General features: G+C 51.7%; 12 protein-coding genes. 7 read left to right on the top strand and 5 right to left on the bottom strand.

Going from position 1 to position 17,824, the window contains the following annotated elements:
- Positions 1-57 precede the first annotated feature (57 nt).
- The 5 genes from JMJ04_RS27705 to JMJ04_RS27685 form a co-directional block, all read right to left on the bottom strand.
- Positions 58-198 carry a hypothetical protein gene (locus JMJ04_RS27705; protein ID WP_201373645.1) on the bottom strand — a complete coding sequence of 47 codons (141 nt, stop codon included), beginning with the start codon at positions 196-198 and terminating at the stop codon, positions 58-60.
- Positions 195-1,118: a class I SAM-dependent methyltransferase gene (locus JMJ04_RS27700; protein WP_201373644.1), complete on the bottom strand. Its 924-nt coding sequence runs from the start codon at positions 1,116-1,118 to the stop codon at positions 195-197. Before JMJ04_RS27700 ends, JMJ04_RS27705 begins: the two co-directional genes overlap by 4 nt.
- Positions 1,119-1,143: 25 nt before the next feature.
- Positions 1,144-1,797, bottom strand: a complete 654-nt coding sequence (locus JMJ04_RS27695) for a hypothetical protein (RefSeq protein WP_201373643.1) — start codon at positions 1,795-1,797, stop codon at positions 1,144-1,146.
- A gap of 900 nt (positions 1,798-2,697) precedes the next feature.
- The gene (locus tag JMJ04_RS27690; protein ID WP_201373642.1) at positions 2,698-2,922 is read right to left on the bottom strand and encodes a hypothetical protein; all 225 of its coding nucleotides are present in this window, start codon (positions 2,920-2,922) and stop codon (positions 2,698-2,700) included.
- Positions 2,923-3,027: 105 nt separating this feature from the next.
- Positions 3,028-6,288: an ATP-binding protein gene (locus JMJ04_RS27685; protein ID WP_201373641.1), complete on the bottom strand. Its 3,261-nt coding sequence runs from the start codon at positions 6,286-6,288 to the stop codon at positions 3,028-3,030.
- A gap of 367 nt (positions 6,289-6,655) precedes the next feature.
- On the opposite strand from JMJ04_RS27685, the gene JMJ04_RS27680 reads away from it, so the two are divergent.
- From JMJ04_RS27680 to JMJ04_RS27650, 7 genes are all read left to right on the top strand, one after another.
- A complete protein-coding gene (locus tag JMJ04_RS27680) occupies positions 6,656-8,215 on the top strand; it encodes a hypothetical protein (protein ID WP_201373640.1) in 1,560 nt (519 codons plus the stop codon).
- A gap of 150 nt (positions 8,216-8,365) precedes the next feature.
- Positions 8,366-10,381, top strand: coding sequence for a hypothetical protein (locus JMJ04_RS27675; protein ID WP_201373639.1), 2,016 nt, complete (start codon positions 8,366-8,368; stop codon positions 10,379-10,381).
- A gap of 142 nt (positions 10,382-10,523) precedes the next feature.
- Entirely contained in the window at positions 10,524-12,458 is a 1,935-nt protein-coding gene (locus tag JMJ04_RS27670) for a hypothetical protein (RefSeq protein ID WP_201373638.1), read from the top strand.
- Positions 12,459-12,482: 24 nt separating this feature from the next.
- On the top strand, positions 12,483-14,132 hold the full coding sequence (locus JMJ04_RS27665) for a CHAP domain-containing protein (RefSeq protein WP_201373637.1): 1,650 nt from the start codon (positions 12,483-12,485) through the stop codon (positions 14,130-14,132).
- 164 nt (positions 14,133-14,296) lie between these two features.
- A complete protein-coding gene (locus JMJ04_RS27660) occupies positions 14,297-14,686 on the top strand; it encodes a pilin (RefSeq protein WP_201373636.1) in 390 nt (129 codons plus the stop codon).
- Positions 14,687-14,704: 18 nt separating this feature from the next.
- Positions 14,705-15,100: a PrgI family protein gene (locus tag JMJ04_RS27655; protein WP_201373635.1), complete on the top strand. Its 396-nt coding sequence runs from the start codon at positions 14,705-14,707 to the stop codon at positions 15,098-15,100.
- Between the two features lie 17 nt (positions 15,101-15,117).
- Complete coding sequence (locus tag JMJ04_RS27650) at positions 15,118-17,817, top strand: VirB4 family type IV secretion system protein (protein ID WP_201373634.1); 2,700 nt, start codon at positions 15,118-15,120, stop codon at positions 17,815-17,817.
- Positions 17,818-17,824: the final 7 nt, after the last annotated feature.

Here is a 17,824-nt window from a genome sequence, read left to right as displayed (position 1 = left end):
TACATCTCATCATCGTATCAGGCAGGCATCGGAGGGCCTCTCAGGTCTTCCCAGGTCTTAAAGGCCGGGCATAAAATGTGGTGCCAGCAAGAGCGAACCCAGGCTTGCTAGACAGAGGATAATCAGCAGCCACAGCCAGAGTTTAAAATTCGCCTGGTGCTGCTCATCATCTTGCTCCTCGTCTCGATATCTACTCATTTCACATCCTCTTTTTCTGGCTCCTGGGATGGCACATCTACCGTGCTGCTTTCCCCCACCGTGCTTTCTTCCGCAATGCGTTTGAGTAAGACAAAGCCACCTGCGGCTGGATCAGGCTTCTTGCCACCTAAGAAGAGCAGCACACGTATAAACCAGTTCAATTTGATAGGCAATCGCAAACGCAGGATCTCTTGTAGCGGCCCATGGAACTCCTCGGACTGCCAGCCAAAGCGCTGGAAGAAGGCCAGGCCCCCCTCGGGGGCGAAACGCGTCTTGACGCTATCAGCCACGAAGGTATTCCAGTAAGCATCATCGCGTTTGAGGGCAAAGGGTGAGATATACTCGGTCAACCACCAGCCGAGATGTTCACACTCCTGGATATCTTTCGCCAGGGCCACGACCTGCTCAGGATATAAGTAGATGAGTAGTCCCTCAGTTAAAATGAGTGCTCGCTTAGCGTCCTGGTTGACACGTTGGAGAAAAGTTTTGCGTGCCTGGTAATCAGTAATATCGAGCGCGACGCGTTCCAGGGCACAATGTGACTCTTTCCCCTCCAGTTGCGCCTCTTTATAGGCTATCACATCGCTGTGATCAACCTCGATCCAGCGTAGCGAGGGCGGTAGCGAAAGGCGATACGGTCTCGTATCCAGGCCAGCGGCCAGGTTGACGACCGTATCGATCTCTTCCTGCTCAATGAGACGCTGGATAATTTCGTCATACACATGTGTACGTACAACCAGCGACCATTTCTCCTGCTCGCCACGCGGCAGAGAGTGCATAACCTCGGCTCCACGCTCACCCGCCAGTTGTCTGGCATACTCGTCCTTAAAGAGGCCGCCAGGGCGCTCCGTTTCTAAGGCGCGATAGTAAGCAGTCAGGCGAGCCGTATCAAATGTATCTTGAATAAATAAAGATGACATAAGGTAATTCCTTATAACCTGGGTCTTATTGTCCAGGCAGGGATGGTAATGACAAATGCGGTAAAAATGGAATAGGTACCTTGAGCCATAAAAGGGCCAGGAGACCAACAATAGCCACAATGATGAGCAAGAGAAAGAATTGAGCGGACCCTATCATCGCCGAAGTCGAGACAGCCCCTTGGACCGTATGGTTATAGGCTCTCCGTATATAGATGGCTCCTCTACGCCCTCTTTTTCCCCAGATGGAGATTGTATCTCCCAGTGAGACATTGGCACCACGCAGATAGCCATGTATACGCGCATCCTGTGGCTGGCCATTCTCTGTACGCACACGTATCGTCGTTATCATAATTTTTTCTTGTTCCTTAGAGCGTACCTCATTCGGAACGGGCCAGAGAACATCGCGTAGCAGGCGTAGAAAGAAGCCTAAACCAGCTAGAGGGGGATTCTCCAGCTGTGATTGTACCAGTATCACCTTGCCCCAGAGCTCTGGCGGCCTGTGGGGAAAACCCGTAGGCAGCTTATCAACCTGCCATGGAGGCTGTGAAGAAGTCAGCGCTTGCAGTCCTCGCTCCTCACGCGCAATAGCATACATATCTTTTGAGGAGGCATCGTAGGGCGCCAGGGATGGATCCACAACCGCGTAGGGTGATATATCCTGGCGAGGTTCAAGTCCCATAAGCTCCCTCAAAACAAGCGGAGGCTGTGAAGGTTGATCTATAGGCACTGGTAAGAGCGGCTGTGTTGAAGCAGAATGCTTCGCAGGAAGCAAGGGTGCCATGCCTGGAGAGTCCGCCTGTTGCACTATAACTACATCCGGTGCAAATTCTTGTGCCGCTGCCTGCCTGAATGACAGGGGTGAGCCACAATTGATACATACTTGTGACCCACCAGACGACTTATTACGGTATCCACAGGTATCACACTTTATCAACGGCACGTTTCTGCCTCCTTGCCAGTTATGATTCACCCTTCAGGGTGTGGGTGTAGTGTGTACTGACGGCCTGCGGCCGCCAGTACACACTACACCCACACCCCGGGCGAGCGAACTTACTACTTTGCCGCGGTCTCTACAACCCTCATGCCTGCTCCATATGTTTTTTCCATAAGGTTTAAACCAGAATTGGCGAGCTTCGCTGCTTCGTCCACCATCGTCTTTATTGCATTTCCCCAATCTCTCTTCCCAGCGCCACCCGCCTGTGCCGCTGGCGCTGGATTGTTGATAGTAATATTGTTGGTAACATTATAATGATTATTAACCTGATTAATATTAACCTGATTAATATTAACCTGATTAATAACTTGATTATAAATATTAATCGTAGGGCCCCCCGAAGGAGACGGGGGACTGGCGTGATTCCCGCCAGGCCCTTGCGGGGGGGGGGATTGGCCGCATTCCCGCCAGGCCCTTGTGGGGGGGGGGGACTGGCCGCAGGCGCGCCAGGTCCCGGCGCGGCATTTGGCTTGGCCAGATTCGCGCCAGGTCCCGGCGCGGCATTTGGCTTGGCCAGATTCGCGCCAGGCCCCGGCGTGGGTGTGGGCTTGTTCAGGCCTTTTCCGGCTGCCCCTGGATGGTTGTTTACCATGCCCCCCGGGACGGCATACGCATATTAAAGCCTTTGTTTAGTGCCGGACCAGCTGTGATTGCCTTGGGCGCGGGAGCCGCTGTGAGCGCCTTAGGAGCCGGACTAGCCGTGAGCGCCTTGGGTGCCGAACCCGATGGAAGAGCTTTAAGCGGGGGTTTCGCCGTGATCGCCTTAGGTCCAGAATTTATACCAGGGGCTTTAAAACCAGGATTTGGCATCTCAATTACTCTCCTATTGCTTGCAAAAACTGTAAACAACTTCTCCATTGTTGAGTAATGAAACATCCCATCACACATCCCCCTCCCGAATATAGGCGCCGGGTATTATTCTTCTTCTACATCCTGATCCTGCGGCGCAAAGTAGGCTTGTAATCCGTCGCTGACGATAACACGTTCATATTCGCTCATGTCGGCGTTGGCGATAGCATGTAAGACCATGCAGTAGCCTACGCCCACCAGAGCATCATTAACCTCCTCACTTGCTAGCCAGCTTTGAGCAAGGCTTGTAGCCGCCTGCATTACACCCACATTTCGCTCCTCCACTGTTGTATGTGCTTCATCCAGAAGCTCGCCATGCAACCTCTGGATATCCCTGGGTGTCAACAGGGTGCTTACATCGCTGCGATACAGGCACCTGGCCTGGCAGATGGCGCATCCGTTAAAGGGTCCATGTCTGCGCTGTGAGAGCTGGGTATATTTAGCGATAAATTGATCCAGGTATTCCCCACCCTTTTCAAGTTCAGCCTGAATCTGCTGTAATTGCTCTTCAGAGGTGGGCGCACCTTCCACGCTTAACGTTTGATAACCATTGGACATTATCACAAGCCCATAGGTGAGCGTTAAACGTAATTCTTCGGTTACAGGATACGACCAGCCAAATTTAGCACCTCGCGCCTGGATGGCCTGCGCGCACCCCTGGACAATGACCATCCGCAAGAGTTCGTCTTGCTGCTCTGTAGAGAGATAGGTCATTTCAGTCTCTATACTCTCAATAAAACGCAAAAGTACTCTCAATAAGCTCTCAGGATTCGCGACGAGGCGTAGCAGAAGATTGGCCCAGAGCCACTGGGTCTGCTCCATATCCAGCAGTCTGGTGGCAGCCTGGTAGAGGGTAGGATTTGGGCCTCCCATCAGGGTCAGCGGGATCTGGTAAGCATCATAATCCACGATAGCCTGGAACGGCTTGACCGAGGCATATTTCCGGCTGATACGCTTGAGGTCAGAGTCGGATAATGGCTGCAAGTTGCGCTTGTAGTTTTCCATGCGCACCAGGTAGGAGTGGTCCGCGCCCTCCGCGTAGACCACGGCCTGGCCGGGCGTGAGCACTCCCAGGTGCATCTGCTGCGCGGGCGTCAGGTTCATCGTCTGCCCCAGGCTCTTCCGGTCATCCTGCGCGATCAAACGGTGAGCAATCTTGAGATTGGTATTCTTCAATACATCGGGTGCGAGCTTGCTGGGAATCTGTTCCGCGACCAGCACTCCCTGGCCGTAGGCACGAATTTCGGAGAGCATGTTGGTAAAGACCTCGACGGCCTGGGCGCGCGGGTTCGCCGAGTCGGGATTCGAGGGCATGACCGGGCCGGTATTCTGGAGCAGGCGATGGGCCTCCTCAAAGACGATCAGGTGACGTAGCCCCTGCCCAGTCAGCTTATTGCCGCCATTCACGCTATCCGTCTGGAGCCGACGATATTCGTACAAGCGGGAAAGCAAGAGGCCCATGATAAAGGTCTTCTCGTCGTCATTGCCGATATGCTCAAGTTCGAGGATCGTTGGGCGCGCTAGCAGTTCGGCCATGGGGATACCGCGTGCGCAGTCGAGCATCAGACCCTTCGCGCCAATGCGCAGCGAACCGATACGCGCTTTGAGCGAGGCCTTAATATGCGCATCCGCCTCGGGATTGTACTGGAGGCGATCAGCGACAACCTGGGCCTTGCGGTCGAGATCGGCCAGCGTCGGGAAGATAGGGTATTTCTGGCGCTCCGTCCACCTGGTCAGGCGCCTGTTGGTGCCGCTGGTCACATCCCAGCCTTTATCTTCATAGATTTCGTAGATCGCAGTCTCTAAGACCTGGGGCAAGGGCGCATACATGGGGAAGGCCGCGGTAAAGACTGCCTTCAGGAAATCGATATGCGTCATCAGGGCGCCGCTACCAGGCTCGTCTGTCACCTCAAATTCGAAGGGATTGAGGCGAAAGGGCGCCACCATTTCATTACCGAGCGTATAGATGCGCAGATCGGCTCGATCACCAAGGGCACTACGTAAGGCGCGATACTCGGTCTTCGCCGGTTCAATCACCAGGAATGGCTTGCCTGCCTCTACCGCCTGGTCGAGCAGGTTCATCACAGTCGTCGTCTTGCCGCTACCTGTAACGCCAATGACGACCGCGTGCTTGGTCAGGGCATCCAGGGAGATATCGAAGGTCTCCTGTGAGTCATGCCCATTATGCTGGATCTTGCCAAGGGGCAAATTGCCGCTCTCAGGTGCGTCGAAATCGACATCGAATTTGACATAATCGTGGATCGCGTACCCGGGCACCTCTTCCCGTGGAAGCTGGATCAGCGTCGCGACCTCCTGTGAACTCAGAAAGGTATAGTACTCTTCCAGAGAGGCTCCATACTTCTCACAGGTGAAGGCACGCAATGGCTCTGGACGCGAATCGGTACCGGCCAGAGTTCCCAGCAAGAGTGAGGCCAGGCGCTGGGCGTCATCAGCCGTGCTAGCCCCAAAGTAGGAATGGACAATCCACTGTCCGGCCGCGGCCGCCTGGTCCAGGCGCTCAAGCTCACGCTCTAACAATTTTTTGAGATACTGGGCGCGATAGTTAATCATATCGCCACTGAAGCTTTTTATCTGTGCACCCGAATCAATGGAGGTAAACTGCTGGTTCTCTTGCTTTGTGGATGACCATTGAACATGTGAACGGGTCGTGATCTGGGTCAGCAGGTCGACGGTACGCATACGCTCCTCGACAACCTTCTGCCGGGGTCGTGGGTGAGCCTGGACCATATAGGCCCAATTCGCGCTATGCATACCCCGGATGACGCGCTCCAGTTGAGACTGGTCTTTAGCCCCATTCACGGCATGGGTTACATTCTGCGCACCCGACTCACTCTGGGCAGAGGGACGATCGGGATCGAAGGCCTTCCGACTGGGGATGCCTGTCAAGATTCCCTGGGATTTAAATGGGAAGCGTAGTAAAGCCGCGAGATCCTGAGTAGCCACTGGCTCTAGCACAATTCCAGGGAAGACGCCCTCAAGAATACTCCTGGTCGTCTTCTCAGTTCCTAACGATATATACACAGCCAGCTTTGCTTCCGTCCCTAGCAAAAGAAAGCTTAAATCGGCATGGCGCTGATGATGGGCACCCATAACGATGTCCACCACATGATGCGCGAAGTCCATTTCCTTGTTCTGACTCCAGAAGTTTGTCAAACTCTTTACCTGGAAGAAGGCCTGTTCCCCCTCTTCCAGTAGATCTACGGCATCAAAAGTCTCTGGCGCGGACCCCTCTAAATTATATCTTTCAAGCCCGGCGATGAGCTTCCCTAGCTTGTTCAATGACTCAACATCAAATCCGGGAACCATAGAAGCAACCTTTCACGAAGAAGACTGGCTCGCCACATAAAAGCATCTTGTACTTATACCTATACAATTGCCAGAATAGCATAAAAACATTGTTTTTCCTAGGTATAAATGGGGAAACTTTTTGTCCCTATTTACCCCTACCTGTTCGCAGCAAATTGCTCTATCATTTAGCTAATACACAGTCATATGTGAAGGATTGCCGCGACTCTAGCCTGCTCTGGTCAACTTACATATTCAGTGCTATTCATGCATGTATACCAGAATAGCCATTTTCGGCCAGAGCTTGCCATTTTCTAGCAGATGTGCTTATATACACGAAACGATATGCATGAAATTAGGTCGCATTATGGGAATAAAAGAAAAGCGTGTGCCAAAGTCAAAAGCGGGGCCACGAAAAAAGCGTCGCTGGCTCTCATATCTTGATCTCATCATTGTATTTGTAATTTTCAATATCGTACTGATTCTGATCTTTTTGCTGCCCAGGACACCTGTTTCTCCTGCCCAGGCAACCCCTTCACAAATGAAGCAAGGCAGGCAGACAAGCCTGGCTATTCCAGCCATACCCAATAGCACCCAGGACGTAAAACCACCACCACCTTCACAGGATCCCCAGCCCAGCCCCCAGTGTACAACTGGAGAGCACCTGGATGGGAGTTGCCTGGAGGGTATTTTCGATGATAATGGGGATACCTATAAAAATAGCGTAAAGGACCCAAATAACAAATCGCCTGTCCTGAATCCCCTCGCTGATAATAGCGCCTTATTTTTCTATACCCCCTACAAAGACACGGTCGATAACCCCCAGGTACACGAGCTATGGACAGGCATCTTGATGATAGTTGATGTTTTTATTGTGCTTATTCTCATGCTCAATGGCATCAGGGTCATCTTCTCAGGTATGGTTTTCCGCTTTGACAAGGCCGTTGAGGAACTGCCTGGCATCTTCCTCGCGATTATCGCAGCCCACCTCAGCATAACTTTTATCATGGCCATACTGGGCCTGAATAATATCCTCGTTTATGATACCTACCAGTGGGCGGGCAAATACATCTTTCAACAGAATGGGGTACCTGTAAGCGAGGGTAACACTCCATACACGGTCAATATTGTTATCGGTAGAGGGCATGATAATACGCCCGAATACGATAACCTTCCAGATGATATTAAAAAAAATAATTGCCATTTTTACCTGGATAAAGGAGAAGTCCTTGCCGCGATTGGCACGGCAACTGGCAACCCACTACTCGCGGCAGTAGGGTTTTTCGATGAGTTATTCATGAAGAATCACCATTGGTTTGGGGCTTATTACTGCAAGAATGTTCCAACTGATATGCTCGTACGAACCATATTGCTGCAAAGCGATCTCAATTTCACCAGCCTCTTTGATAACCTACAGGACTTAGGCAATGGACTAAAAATAATCCTGAAGATTATGGCTTTGATGCTCATGGCTCAGATGGTCATCCGCCTTTTCTTTATTATTTTCTATATCGTTACGGCGCCGCTTGGATTAGCCTGCTGGGCCTTGCCTGGCAAGGTTGGTCAGTCAGTAACCAACCAGTGGCTCAAAGGATTTATCTCAACCGTCATGGTGCAATTTGTCATGGTGGTCGCGCTCATTGTAATGCAATTGATGGCTGCCGCAGTACTGCATTTCATCTCGCCTACAAACGGCACGACGAACACGACCATTGGGCCGGGACAACTCGATACCTTTACGCTCTTAAAGTTGATGTGCCTCTGCTTTTTCTGGTTTCTTATTCGTATCCCCTCTCTCCTGGGGACGGCACCCATGCGCTCTATGGTCCTGGCGGGACAGGGAATGGCCCAGGCCGTTGGCGCTACAATAGCGATCCAGGTCGCAGAGGCCCAGTTTGTCATACAGTCAGCATCAAGCGTGGTCTCTATGGCAGCTTCTGCCCGCTAGATGACCTATTAAGGAAAAGTGGGGAGTGCAGAGGGGCTGACGCCCCTCTGCGTCCCTTTCCCCTACCGCCGCAGGCGGTAGAAATCCCTTTCAAACGAAATTGAACAGAATACTAAACATGCAAAGAGAAAACGACAACGAGTAATGCTTATGAATATAAAACGATTGCTCTTGCCTGGCACGAAGTCGCAACGGAGGCGGCGATGGTGGCATTTCCTTGATCTGATTATTGCGCTAGTCGTGGTAAATATGATCCTGGGCTTTCTGGTCTTCTCTTCGCATTCAGCATCTTTACCAACTGCTGCCCCTCTTCAAGGAAAGCAGGTCCCTCTGGTTGGACTGGCAACCCTGGCGGCGCCCTTTGAGCATCTTCTATCGCTTAGTGATACGCCAACCGATCCCTGCGGGGGTATACAGGATGCCACTCAGTATACTCAGTGTGTACAGAATATCGTGGATCATTGTAAAAATGATCCCACCGCCCAACCATGCACTGATCTTGCCCAGGCCTGTAAACAGTCTGTTCAACAACTTCAGCAATGCCTGGATAATATCAAGGGGAGAGGCACCTATACGCCACAGAATTCAGATCCCAAAATTCAGAACCCTATCGCGAAAGGAAGCCTTCTCTTCTTCTTTACGCCCTACGAAGTCAGTATCGCCAATCCCCAGATAAACTTGCTCTGGGGGTCGATCCTGGCTATTGTCGATATTCTCCTTGTGCTAACGCTTATGCTCAATGGCCTGTATGTCCTTATGGCGGGAACAACTTTTCGCTATTCGCAGGCGATCGAAAACCTCCCAGGAGTCCTCCTGGCCATTATCGCGGCCCATGTCAGTTTAGCCTTCATACTTGCCATGCTCACTCTCGGCAATTCACTGACACTGGGCATCTATAACTTCACGCAAAACAGCTCCATTCTTCAACGCTCGCCCTCGGGCTTTAAAAATGGTGGCAAGACCCAGGATTTGTACCTGCACGTGCTCTTTCCCACATACAATGAAAGAATGAGCTCAAGCTTTAACAAAGATCCCAACCTTACCCCACAAGAGGCCGCGAAACAGTGGGGAACGCCTCAGACAGATCAAGACATGAAGCAGTTTAAGGACCTGGTCTGCACCTGGGAGTGGACAAACTTTGATAGCAATTTAAGGCTGCAAATATTTGGCCCCAATGGCGACTATCAAAATGGTGGTTTATACAATCTATTTAAACAACGCAACGATGATCTAAAAAAATATGATGGTTCAAAGGTTCCCGATGGCGTACAAACAGCACTGGACAGTATATTGACGGGCATCGATAGAGATATGCAAGAGCTCAGCAGCGGCAGTGATCGCCTGGCCTGGTATAACGATGCCTTTGTAGGAACTCCATCCCAGGAATCCTGGGATAAACAGATGGACGATGCCTGGAATCAATATGGTCAGGATATACCACAGGCCGAGAAAAACCGCCTGGGGGATGATCGCTATGGTCGCGGCGGCGAAGGCGTGCTACGCGCCAATATTCACAAGCTACTGCAAGGTGTACCGCCGCACGAAGGCGATATGCTTGAGTATAGCTGCCAACACGATGCGACAGGAGATAGCTTTCAGCTTGTGCCAGATGACCTGAACTTCAAGGATCTTTTTAAAAATTTACAGGATCTCATAAGTGGCGTATCGGTATTTAGCAAGCTAATGGCCTTGATGTTATTGGGAATGATGATCGTGCGCCTCTTCTTCATTAACCTGTATATCGTTACGGCGCCACTCGGCATCGCTTGCTGGGCCTTGCCGGGCAAGATAGGACAATCGGTGACCAGGCTCTGGCTGCAGGGCTTTCTCTCGACGGTCCTGGTGCAGTTTCTAATGGTAGTAGCTCTGATCGCGATTCAGATCTTGTTAGGAAATGTGCTGGCCTTTGTCGGAAGCGATCCCAATCATCCCATAGGCAACCTGTCAAACGACACTCTGAGCGAGATTATGCGCATCGCCTGTATCTGGTTTGTCATGCGCATGCCTTCGCTCTTTGGTAATGCTCCCATGCACATCATGTCAATGGCGGGAGAGATGATGGGACAGGTGGCTGTAACCACGGTACAAGGACAGATAGCACGCGCGCAAATGGTCATGCAAGCGGTCACCAGCGCTGTCGGAATCGTAGCCTCATTTGCCCGTTAGGGCAGCTGTAGGGTCCAAGCTGGCTTGGACTCGCTCGGCCCGCAGGCCGGTCCCAGAGTGGGGAGATCGCTACGCTCGGAGTCCAAGCCAGCTTGGACCCTACTATTGAGTCGGTCAGCTTGAAAAAAAGATGAGCTTACATATGCTAAAGATAAAAAGAACAAGCCCGCTCAAACGCGGACAGCAGAAGAAACGCTGGTGGTGGTACCTGGCACTGGCATGTATTGTGTTAACAGCAAATATGGGCATGCTCTTTTTCAGGCTGCTCCCTACCTTCCAGTACACTATCACCACTGCCACGCCACACCTACAATTGCCAGACACCATAATGGGAGTCAACGCCATCTCGGCTCCCTTTGAGCAGGCCTCTCATCTCACGTCTGATAGACCTAATCCCTGTGCCATTACCCCTGTTCCTGGTACCCCCGTACCATATGATAAAAACTGTCTGGAGGGAAATGAAAACCCTGGGACCTACACAGGCGATAACAAGATCCAGAATCCTATCTCGAAAGGGAATGCGCTCTTCTTTCTCACTCCTGCCGATATCACCGTCGATAATGGCAGCGTCAGAGCACTCTGGCAATTGATGCTCGTCCTTGTAGATATGCTACTCGCGCTCATTATCGCGCTCAATGGGCTGAAATTGATCTTCGCGGGCAGTGTTTTTCGCTATTCCAGCGCGATTGAAAACTTACCTGGAGTATTGCTCGCGATCATTGTAGTGCACATCAGCCTGGTATTTATGACCATGGTAATCGGGCTCAACAATAACATGACCGAAGGCATTTACACATTCGCACTAACAAATAAGAATATTCATCGCACAGGCTCTGGCTTTGGCGCTGGCGACAAGAAAGATCTCACCTTACGCCTCTTTTTCCCCCGCCCATACCGTGATGAGGAAAGTAGCTTTGAACCTAACGCTGGCAATGCCTCCTGGCAAGATGCAGTAAAAATGTGGAAAGGTCCCGAGGCGCTCGTAGACAATGGTAAACCAGTCACCAGTTCAACAACCATTGATGCCAAACAATTCAATCCAGACATGCACTGTAGCATAAAGCAGGTAAACTTTGACACGACCCGCCGGTATAATCTCTTTGGCAATGGCGATGGTGCTCCGCTTGTTAACCATCTCAAGGCTCATACCAACTGGATGATCAATCAATATAACCAGGGTCAGGAGAATATCACGCCCCAACACCTGGCCGATCTCAAGCAAATGCCAGACAAGATGAAAACCGACATTGCCAACATGGGACTCGACGCATTGAAGTGGTATGACGACTGGAAAAAGTTCAATGCAGAAATAGATGATGTCTACAAAAATGATTTTAAATATACACATGTACCTTTGCAAGATTTTGAGTTGACGCGAAATGACTTAACTCAAAATATGAACACCCTTTTCTTTTTGGGAGGTGTGCTTCCTGATTCGAATGGTGGACCTGACAATATGGGAGATGCCATCATTTACTCATGTGAGAATGATGCCACTGGTACCACCTTTCAACTTGTACCTGAAAGCTTAGACTTCACGAACCTCTTTGACAATCTACAGAAATTGGGCGATTTCACGCAAATGGCGGCAAAAATCCTGGCTTTGATGTTCCTGGGCCAGATGATCATTCGCCTCTTCTTTATTAACCTGTATATCATCACTGCCCCTCTTGGCATCGCCTGCTGGGCCTTACCCGGCAAGGTAGGACAGCCCGTCGCGCGCCTATGGCTTCACGGCTTTATCTCGACCGTCATGGTGCAATTTCTGATGGTGGTGGCCCTGATTGTGATTCAGGTCTTATTGGGGAATATGTTGGCCTTTGTGGGCGGCGATCCACAGCATCCCATAGGCAACCTGTCGGACGGAACGCTGGGAGACATTATGCGTATCGCATGCCTCTGGTTCGTCGCGCGTATTCCCTCGCTCATAGGAAATGCTCCAATGCGCACTCTGACGGCAACTGGACAGATGATGGGATATGCCGTTGGAACAACCATCTCAATGCAAATTTCACAGTTCCAGATGATCACCCAGGTGGCATCTAGCGCGGTATCCGTCGCTGCGGCAGTCCGTTAGAAAAGGAACGAGAGGAAGGAACCTATGAGTAACAGTAGAGGCAGTAGTGCCCTGGGACTGAGGAGCCTGGGTGGGGGTGGCGGCATACTAGGCTCCCTTGGAGGCGTGGTAACCGCGCTGGGCCTGCACGTGTTCGCATTCCTCGTAGGGGGCATCTTCCTCCTGGGGGGCATTGGAGGTTGGTGGACAGCCAATATGAAGACTGCCTATGACAGCGAAATGAACCCACCCGCAACCTCTAGCGACACGCTCGATGGCGACCTTATGCAGATGATCAATTCTAAGAACGCGGTCCTGGTGGGTGTCGCCATTGAGCGTGTCTTGAAAGAGAACTCAAAGGGCAGCCTCAATGTCATTGACCGCAGCAACCCGGTAATGCAGGTCGTGATAAACAAGTTGAAGCAGCAAGGTGGCGGTTCAATACCGGACGAACCGGACTTCGATCCCATGCAGTGCGCCTACTTTATCCATGCAACGTTCCTGGTGGCAGGCGTCGACCTTCCAGGACAGCCAACTGCGCACGAGTACTGGACAAATCGCGCACCCTATGAAAGCCGTGGCTGGAATTATATCCCGAATGGCACGGGTATGCCGTCTCCTGGCGACCTGGTGGTGCTCGCAGGTCCCAATCCCGCCGGGCATATCGCCATGGTCGCTGGCGTCGATCCCCCCCAGGGCGGAAAAAACGGCTATGTATATATGGTCCAGGCCAATGCCCCCAACAACTATACTAAAAACGCGGCTGACCACCTCACCTTTATGCGCTGGTCAATCAACTCTTCTGGCCTGATGCAGTCTGGATGGAGTTCATATACCATTGAGGGCTTTATCCATAACCAGGCCCTGAGTCAGAAGTGGGGCGATCCCTTCCATGCATCGAGTGATGGTTCTGATATTCGCGCTAAAATCGTAGCGGCAGCGCGTTCGCGGCTTGGCGATAAAGAGTGGGGAAATAATTGCAACCACTACGGCCCCTGTGAGGAATGGTGTGCCCTTTTCGCAACCTGGACCTGGCGACAGGCCGGTATCGACTATAGCACAGCCTATGTTCCTGATTTCATGGATTATGGAAGGAAACATGGCACCCTTCATCAAGGACTGTCGAACCCACAGCCAGGGGATGCTATTATCTTTAGCACCGGCGAGGGTCCGCATGGTCATGTCGGAATTATTGTCGAGGTGAAGCCAGACGGTAAAGTCATTAGTATTGAAGGGAACTCCAGCAATAAGGTTTCGCAAATTGGCCCATACAGCCTACATGGCGGGCGCGACACAACTGCGATCGTTTCTCCCGACATCCCGGCGGGATCGTCGGGAGGTGCAAAATGCGACAAAAACGCACCACCGCTCTCGGATGCGCAAGCACGTGCTCTTGCCGCGCAGGCGGGCTTTACCGGGCATTCGCTCCTGGTGGTTGTAGCAATCGCACATGCCGAGAGTAGCCTCAATCCCAAGGCCTGTCTAAGGAATACTGATACTCACCATACCTTAGATAGAGGCATCATGCAGATCAACAATTATTGGCATAGCGAAGTAAGCGATGCGTGTGCCTTTGACCCTAAATGCTCGTTTGAGCAGGCCTATCGTATCAGTAGCAAGGGCACAAGCTTTCATCCCTGGGCAACTTATACCAGTGGTGCCTATAGAAAGTTTATGCCAAATGGAGAGGCGTGAGGAAGGAACACAACAATCTACAAATTCTCGTAATTTGTTACGTACTTCATAGAATCTTAGCTTCTGTATGGCTAATATGCACTGGTAGATTGCTTTTTGTCTATATAGAAGTTAAGATGCAACGGTAGGGTATTACTCATCAAAGAGAAAGGGACGGCGAGCTTATGTTCTTGCTTCACATCACCCAGCTGATGATTGATCCGCACCTGGTTTTGAATCAGGTGCATGGGATTATTCCTGTATTCAATAATATTTCTTCGACCCTCCAGCACCTGGCGCCCCCTCCAACACCTGGAGATCCTAAATCAACTGGTGATCCTTATAAGGATATTGTCAATTTCGCAAATAGTATCAGAAGCCTTGTCTATGTACTTGGCTTTACGATCTTCCTGATCGGTATAATAGGCGCGGGCATTATGCGTATACTCTCCTTTGGTAGTGATCGGCGCGTGGCTATGTCGAATATGGCCTTGACGGCGGCGGTTATTGGCCTGATCATCATCTTACTAGGGGCTGGCCTCTCCACTCTTCTCCAAAACGCATTCCAAAAGTAATTGCATTGGAGTTTACTGATGCAAAAAGAGGAAATTCCAACTTTTCTTAATGAGCAGCCAAAGGTGATATTTGGGCGAACCGGGCGGGAACTGCTTATCATCGTATGTGGCATCGTAGGTGGATACTCCCTCTGGGGGAGTATCTCCCCCTTGCTGCCCGGTGCTTTGTGGGGCGTGGCAAGCGTGATTATCGCTTGCATCCCCGCCCTGCTAGCGCTTGTGATCGCGATGGTCCCTATCGCGGAACGTCCGCTGGAGGAGTGGGCCATGTGCTGGCTCCTCTATATCGGTATGCCCAGGGTTTTTATCTATAAACCGCTAGAGGATGATGATACCAGGGAGAACCCCGCGTTGGCGGAGACACAGAAAAAGACGAAGCAGCAAATAAACGAAGAAGAAGATCTTCTCGAATAGCGCAAGGAGTTCCTATTATGCTAACGGTCCCGCAGACACCTAGTCAGATGATAAGTGGAACCGGCAATGTGATCAAGACATTCGTGCGACTGCGTGAAGCTGCGGGCGATGTGGCGTGTTTAAGCTTCGGCAGGAAGGTCCGTGAATACCGTTCCATTCTCAAGATCCAGACCGTCAATTTTTCGCTTATGTCTGAAGAAGATCAGGATGCGCTGATTGAGGGCTTTAAAAGCTTTCTCAATGGCTTGTCATTCCCTATTCAGATCCTTATCAAAAATCTGCCACATCAACTCGACAATTATCTGCGAGGCCTGGAAAACACCCAGGGCGACCTCGCGGACGTCATGCATGACCACGCCCACTTCGTGCGCCAGTTGGCATCCAAACGCGCCCTGGTAAAACGCAACTTCTATATTATTATTCCCGCGGACGCCACCATAACCAGAAATCAAGCCGAGGCCCTGGTCAACGCCCAGACACAGCTCAAATTACGCTCAGAAGAACTCTTACGCCAGTTAGAGCGTCTGGGACTCTCCGGGCGCCGCTTGAATGATAAAGAGATTATCGAGCTCTACCAGCAGTGCCTTCTCTCGGAAGAGGCTCGCCAGTTCCCCATGAGCGATAACCTGGTGAACGGGGCAAATAACCTGATGGGCTCAGCGCGCGAACAGACGCCGTTCAATCCAGGGACATATTCGCTTGAGGAGTTAAACGAAGAGGCCGCCAGGGAGGAAGAACAACAAGGCAAAAAGGGAAAGAAGGGAAGGAAGCGCGAGAAAAAGGCCAAACAGAAAGTGCCTGATTTTGTGAGCGTTCCTGAGCTTATCGCGCCCAGTAGCATCGAGGTCTTTCCCTGGTATGTGCGCATCGCGGGCGAGATGGGCCACGAGTTTGTGCGCACCCTGGCTTTTGTCAATTATCCGCGTAGTGTCTATCCTGGCTGGCTTGATGCTATCATCCAGGTCGATGAGCCACATGTCGATTTTAGCATTCATATCTCGCCCCTCTCGCCTCAGCAGGTCACGGCGCGCCTGGGCAAGAAGGCGACGGAGTTCCGTGGCTCGATTCTGGCCTCGCAGCGCCAGGGCAGATCCGCCGATCCCACAGATGCTATCGCGCTTAATGATATTGAGGCCCTGCGCGAAAAACTGGCACGCGGGGATGAGCGCATCTTTACCATGTCGCTTTTCGTACAGGTACGCGCGCGCACCCGTCGCGAATTGAGCGAGCGCAATAACCGCCTCATCTCGGCTATCCGCAGCCTTGATTTTAGAGCCCTGCCCGCCCACTGGCAGCATCACGCCGGACTCTTAAGCTGCCTCCCTGATGGCGATAATCAACTCGGGCGCGCGCGTCTCTTTGGCACAGGCTCTGCCGCGACCTTCTATCCCTTTACTGGTAGCGATATCAGCATGGATACGGGAGTCATGTTCGGCATTCACCCTAACGGAAGCCTGATCATTCTCAATCCCTTTAATAGCCAGGAGTTGGAGAACGCCAATATGGTGGTCTTCGCCAAATCTGGCGCGGGCAAAAGCTTCTTCCTCAAGACAGTGGCATGCCGCCTGCTCCCCACGAGCAATGTCTATGTCATTGACCCTGAAGCCGAATATAACAATCTCTGCAACCAGGTCAATGGACAATATGTACGCCTCTCCTCTGAGTCGTTACAGCTCAACCCTTTTGATCTGTATAGCGCTGCCGAGCGCCCAGGCCAGACCGAACAGGAGGAGCAAGACGATGAGGGCAATTTCTTCCGCGAGAAGTTACTCAACCTGGTCAGTCTCCTTGAGCTACTGCTCTCCGATAGCGGTATCCTGACCCAGAAAGAGAAAGCCTTCCTCTATAGGTGCTTGACCAAAACCTATGAGAACCGGGGCATCACCATGGATAGCGCGACCCATCATCGGACTCCACCCAATATGCAGGAGTTCTTTGTAATCATGTCCAGCGCCTCACGTGGAGATCAGCGCTTCGGAGTGGGCGAGGATACTTTCGGCCTGAGCGAGCGTCTTGAGCGTTATCTGCACCTCTTTCCGGCTCGTACACGCATCATTCTGGATAATCGCTTTGTCGACTTCAATATTCGCGAGTTAAATGATACGCTGAAACCCATTGGCCTCTTTCTCATCACTGAGTTCCTCTGGACTAAGATGCGCCAGGCTCGCGAAGGAATGATGGATCGCAATACCATTATCTTGATCGACGAGGCCTGGCTGCTCATGCAGTTCCCGCAAGGCGCGAAGTTCCTCGCAGAGTTTGCCAGGAGAATTCGTAAGTATGGTGGCGGCCTCTGGTGTACAACCCAGAACTCCGACGACTTCCTGGGCACGGAAGAGGGCAGGACAATTCTAGCCATGGCGACCATGAAGTTCTTGATGAAGCAGGATTCTTCAACCATAGAATCGGTGGTACGCACCTTCCGTTTGAGTCGAGGACAGCGCAACTTCTTGCTGGCGGCCAGGCGTGGCGAGGGGCTTTTCGCCACCAAAAACTGGACACCTATGGAGGTCGTGGCCTCTCCCAAAGAGGCCGAAATGGCGAATACAACCCTACAGGCAAGCACGGCTCACGCGAACAATATCGAAGATAGCATTGAACAGCTAGAATATCTCGCGAATGGGCATGCTTCGCAGAAAAATGGGCGCAGGCCACCAAATGGGCAGACAGTAGTGCAGGGATCGCTTACGCCTATCGACCAGAGTCGTAGGGACTGAGGAATCA

Origin of the sequence: Ktedonobacter robiniae (genome assembly GCF_016587375.1) — a bacterium.
Taxonomy (GTDB): Bacteria; Chloroflexota; Ktedonobacteria; order Ktedonobacterales; family Ktedonobacteraceae; genus Ktedonobacter; species Ktedonobacter robiniae.
This window is presented reverse-complemented; position numbering and strand designations above follow the sequence as displayed.

What these genes read in the sequence shown, in the direction of transcription:
- JMJ04_RS27705 (WP_201373645.1), bottom strand. Translation starts at nt 198, where the DNA reads ATGAGTAGATATCGAGACGAGGAGCAAGATGATGAGCAGCACCAGGCG.
- JMJ04_RS27700 (WP_201373644.1), bottom strand. Translation starts at nt 1,118, where the DNA reads ATGTCATCTTTATTTATTCAAGATACATTTGATACGGCTCGCCTGACT.
- JMJ04_RS27695 (WP_201373643.1), bottom strand. Translation starts at nt 1,797, where the DNA reads ATGGGACTTGAACCTCGCCAGGATATATCACCCTACGCGGTTGTGGAT.
- JMJ04_RS27690 (WP_201373642.1), bottom strand. Translation starts at nt 2,922, where the DNA reads ATGCCAAATCCTGGTTTTAAAGCCCCTGGTATAAATTCTGGACCTAAG.
- JMJ04_RS27685 (WP_201373641.1), bottom strand. Translation starts at nt 6,288, where the DNA reads ATGGTTCCCGGATTTGATGTTGAGTCATTGAACAAGCTAGGGAAGCTC.
- JMJ04_RS27675 (WP_201373639.1), top strand. Translation starts at nt 8,366, where the DNA reads ATGAATATAAAACGATTGCTCTTGCCTGGCACGAAGTCGCAACGGAGG.
- JMJ04_RS27670 (WP_201373638.1), top strand. Translation starts at nt 10,524, where the DNA reads ATGCTAAAGATAAAAAGAACAAGCCCGCTCAAACGCGGACAGCAGAAG.
- JMJ04_RS27665 (WP_201373637.1), top strand. Translation starts at nt 12,483, where the DNA reads ATGAGTAACAGTAGAGGCAGTAGTGCCCTGGGACTGAGGAGCCTGGGT.
- JMJ04_RS27660 (WP_201373636.1), top strand. Translation starts at nt 14,297, where the DNA reads ATGTTCTTGCTTCACATCACCCAGCTGATGATTGATCCGCACCTGGTT.
- JMJ04_RS27655 (WP_201373635.1), top strand. Translation starts at nt 14,705, where the DNA reads ATGCAAAAAGAGGAAATTCCAACTTTTCTTAATGAGCAGCCAAAGGTG.
- JMJ04_RS27650 (WP_201373634.1), top strand. Translation starts at nt 15,118, where the DNA reads ATGCTAACGGTCCCGCAGACACCTAGTCAGATGATAAGTGGAACCGGC.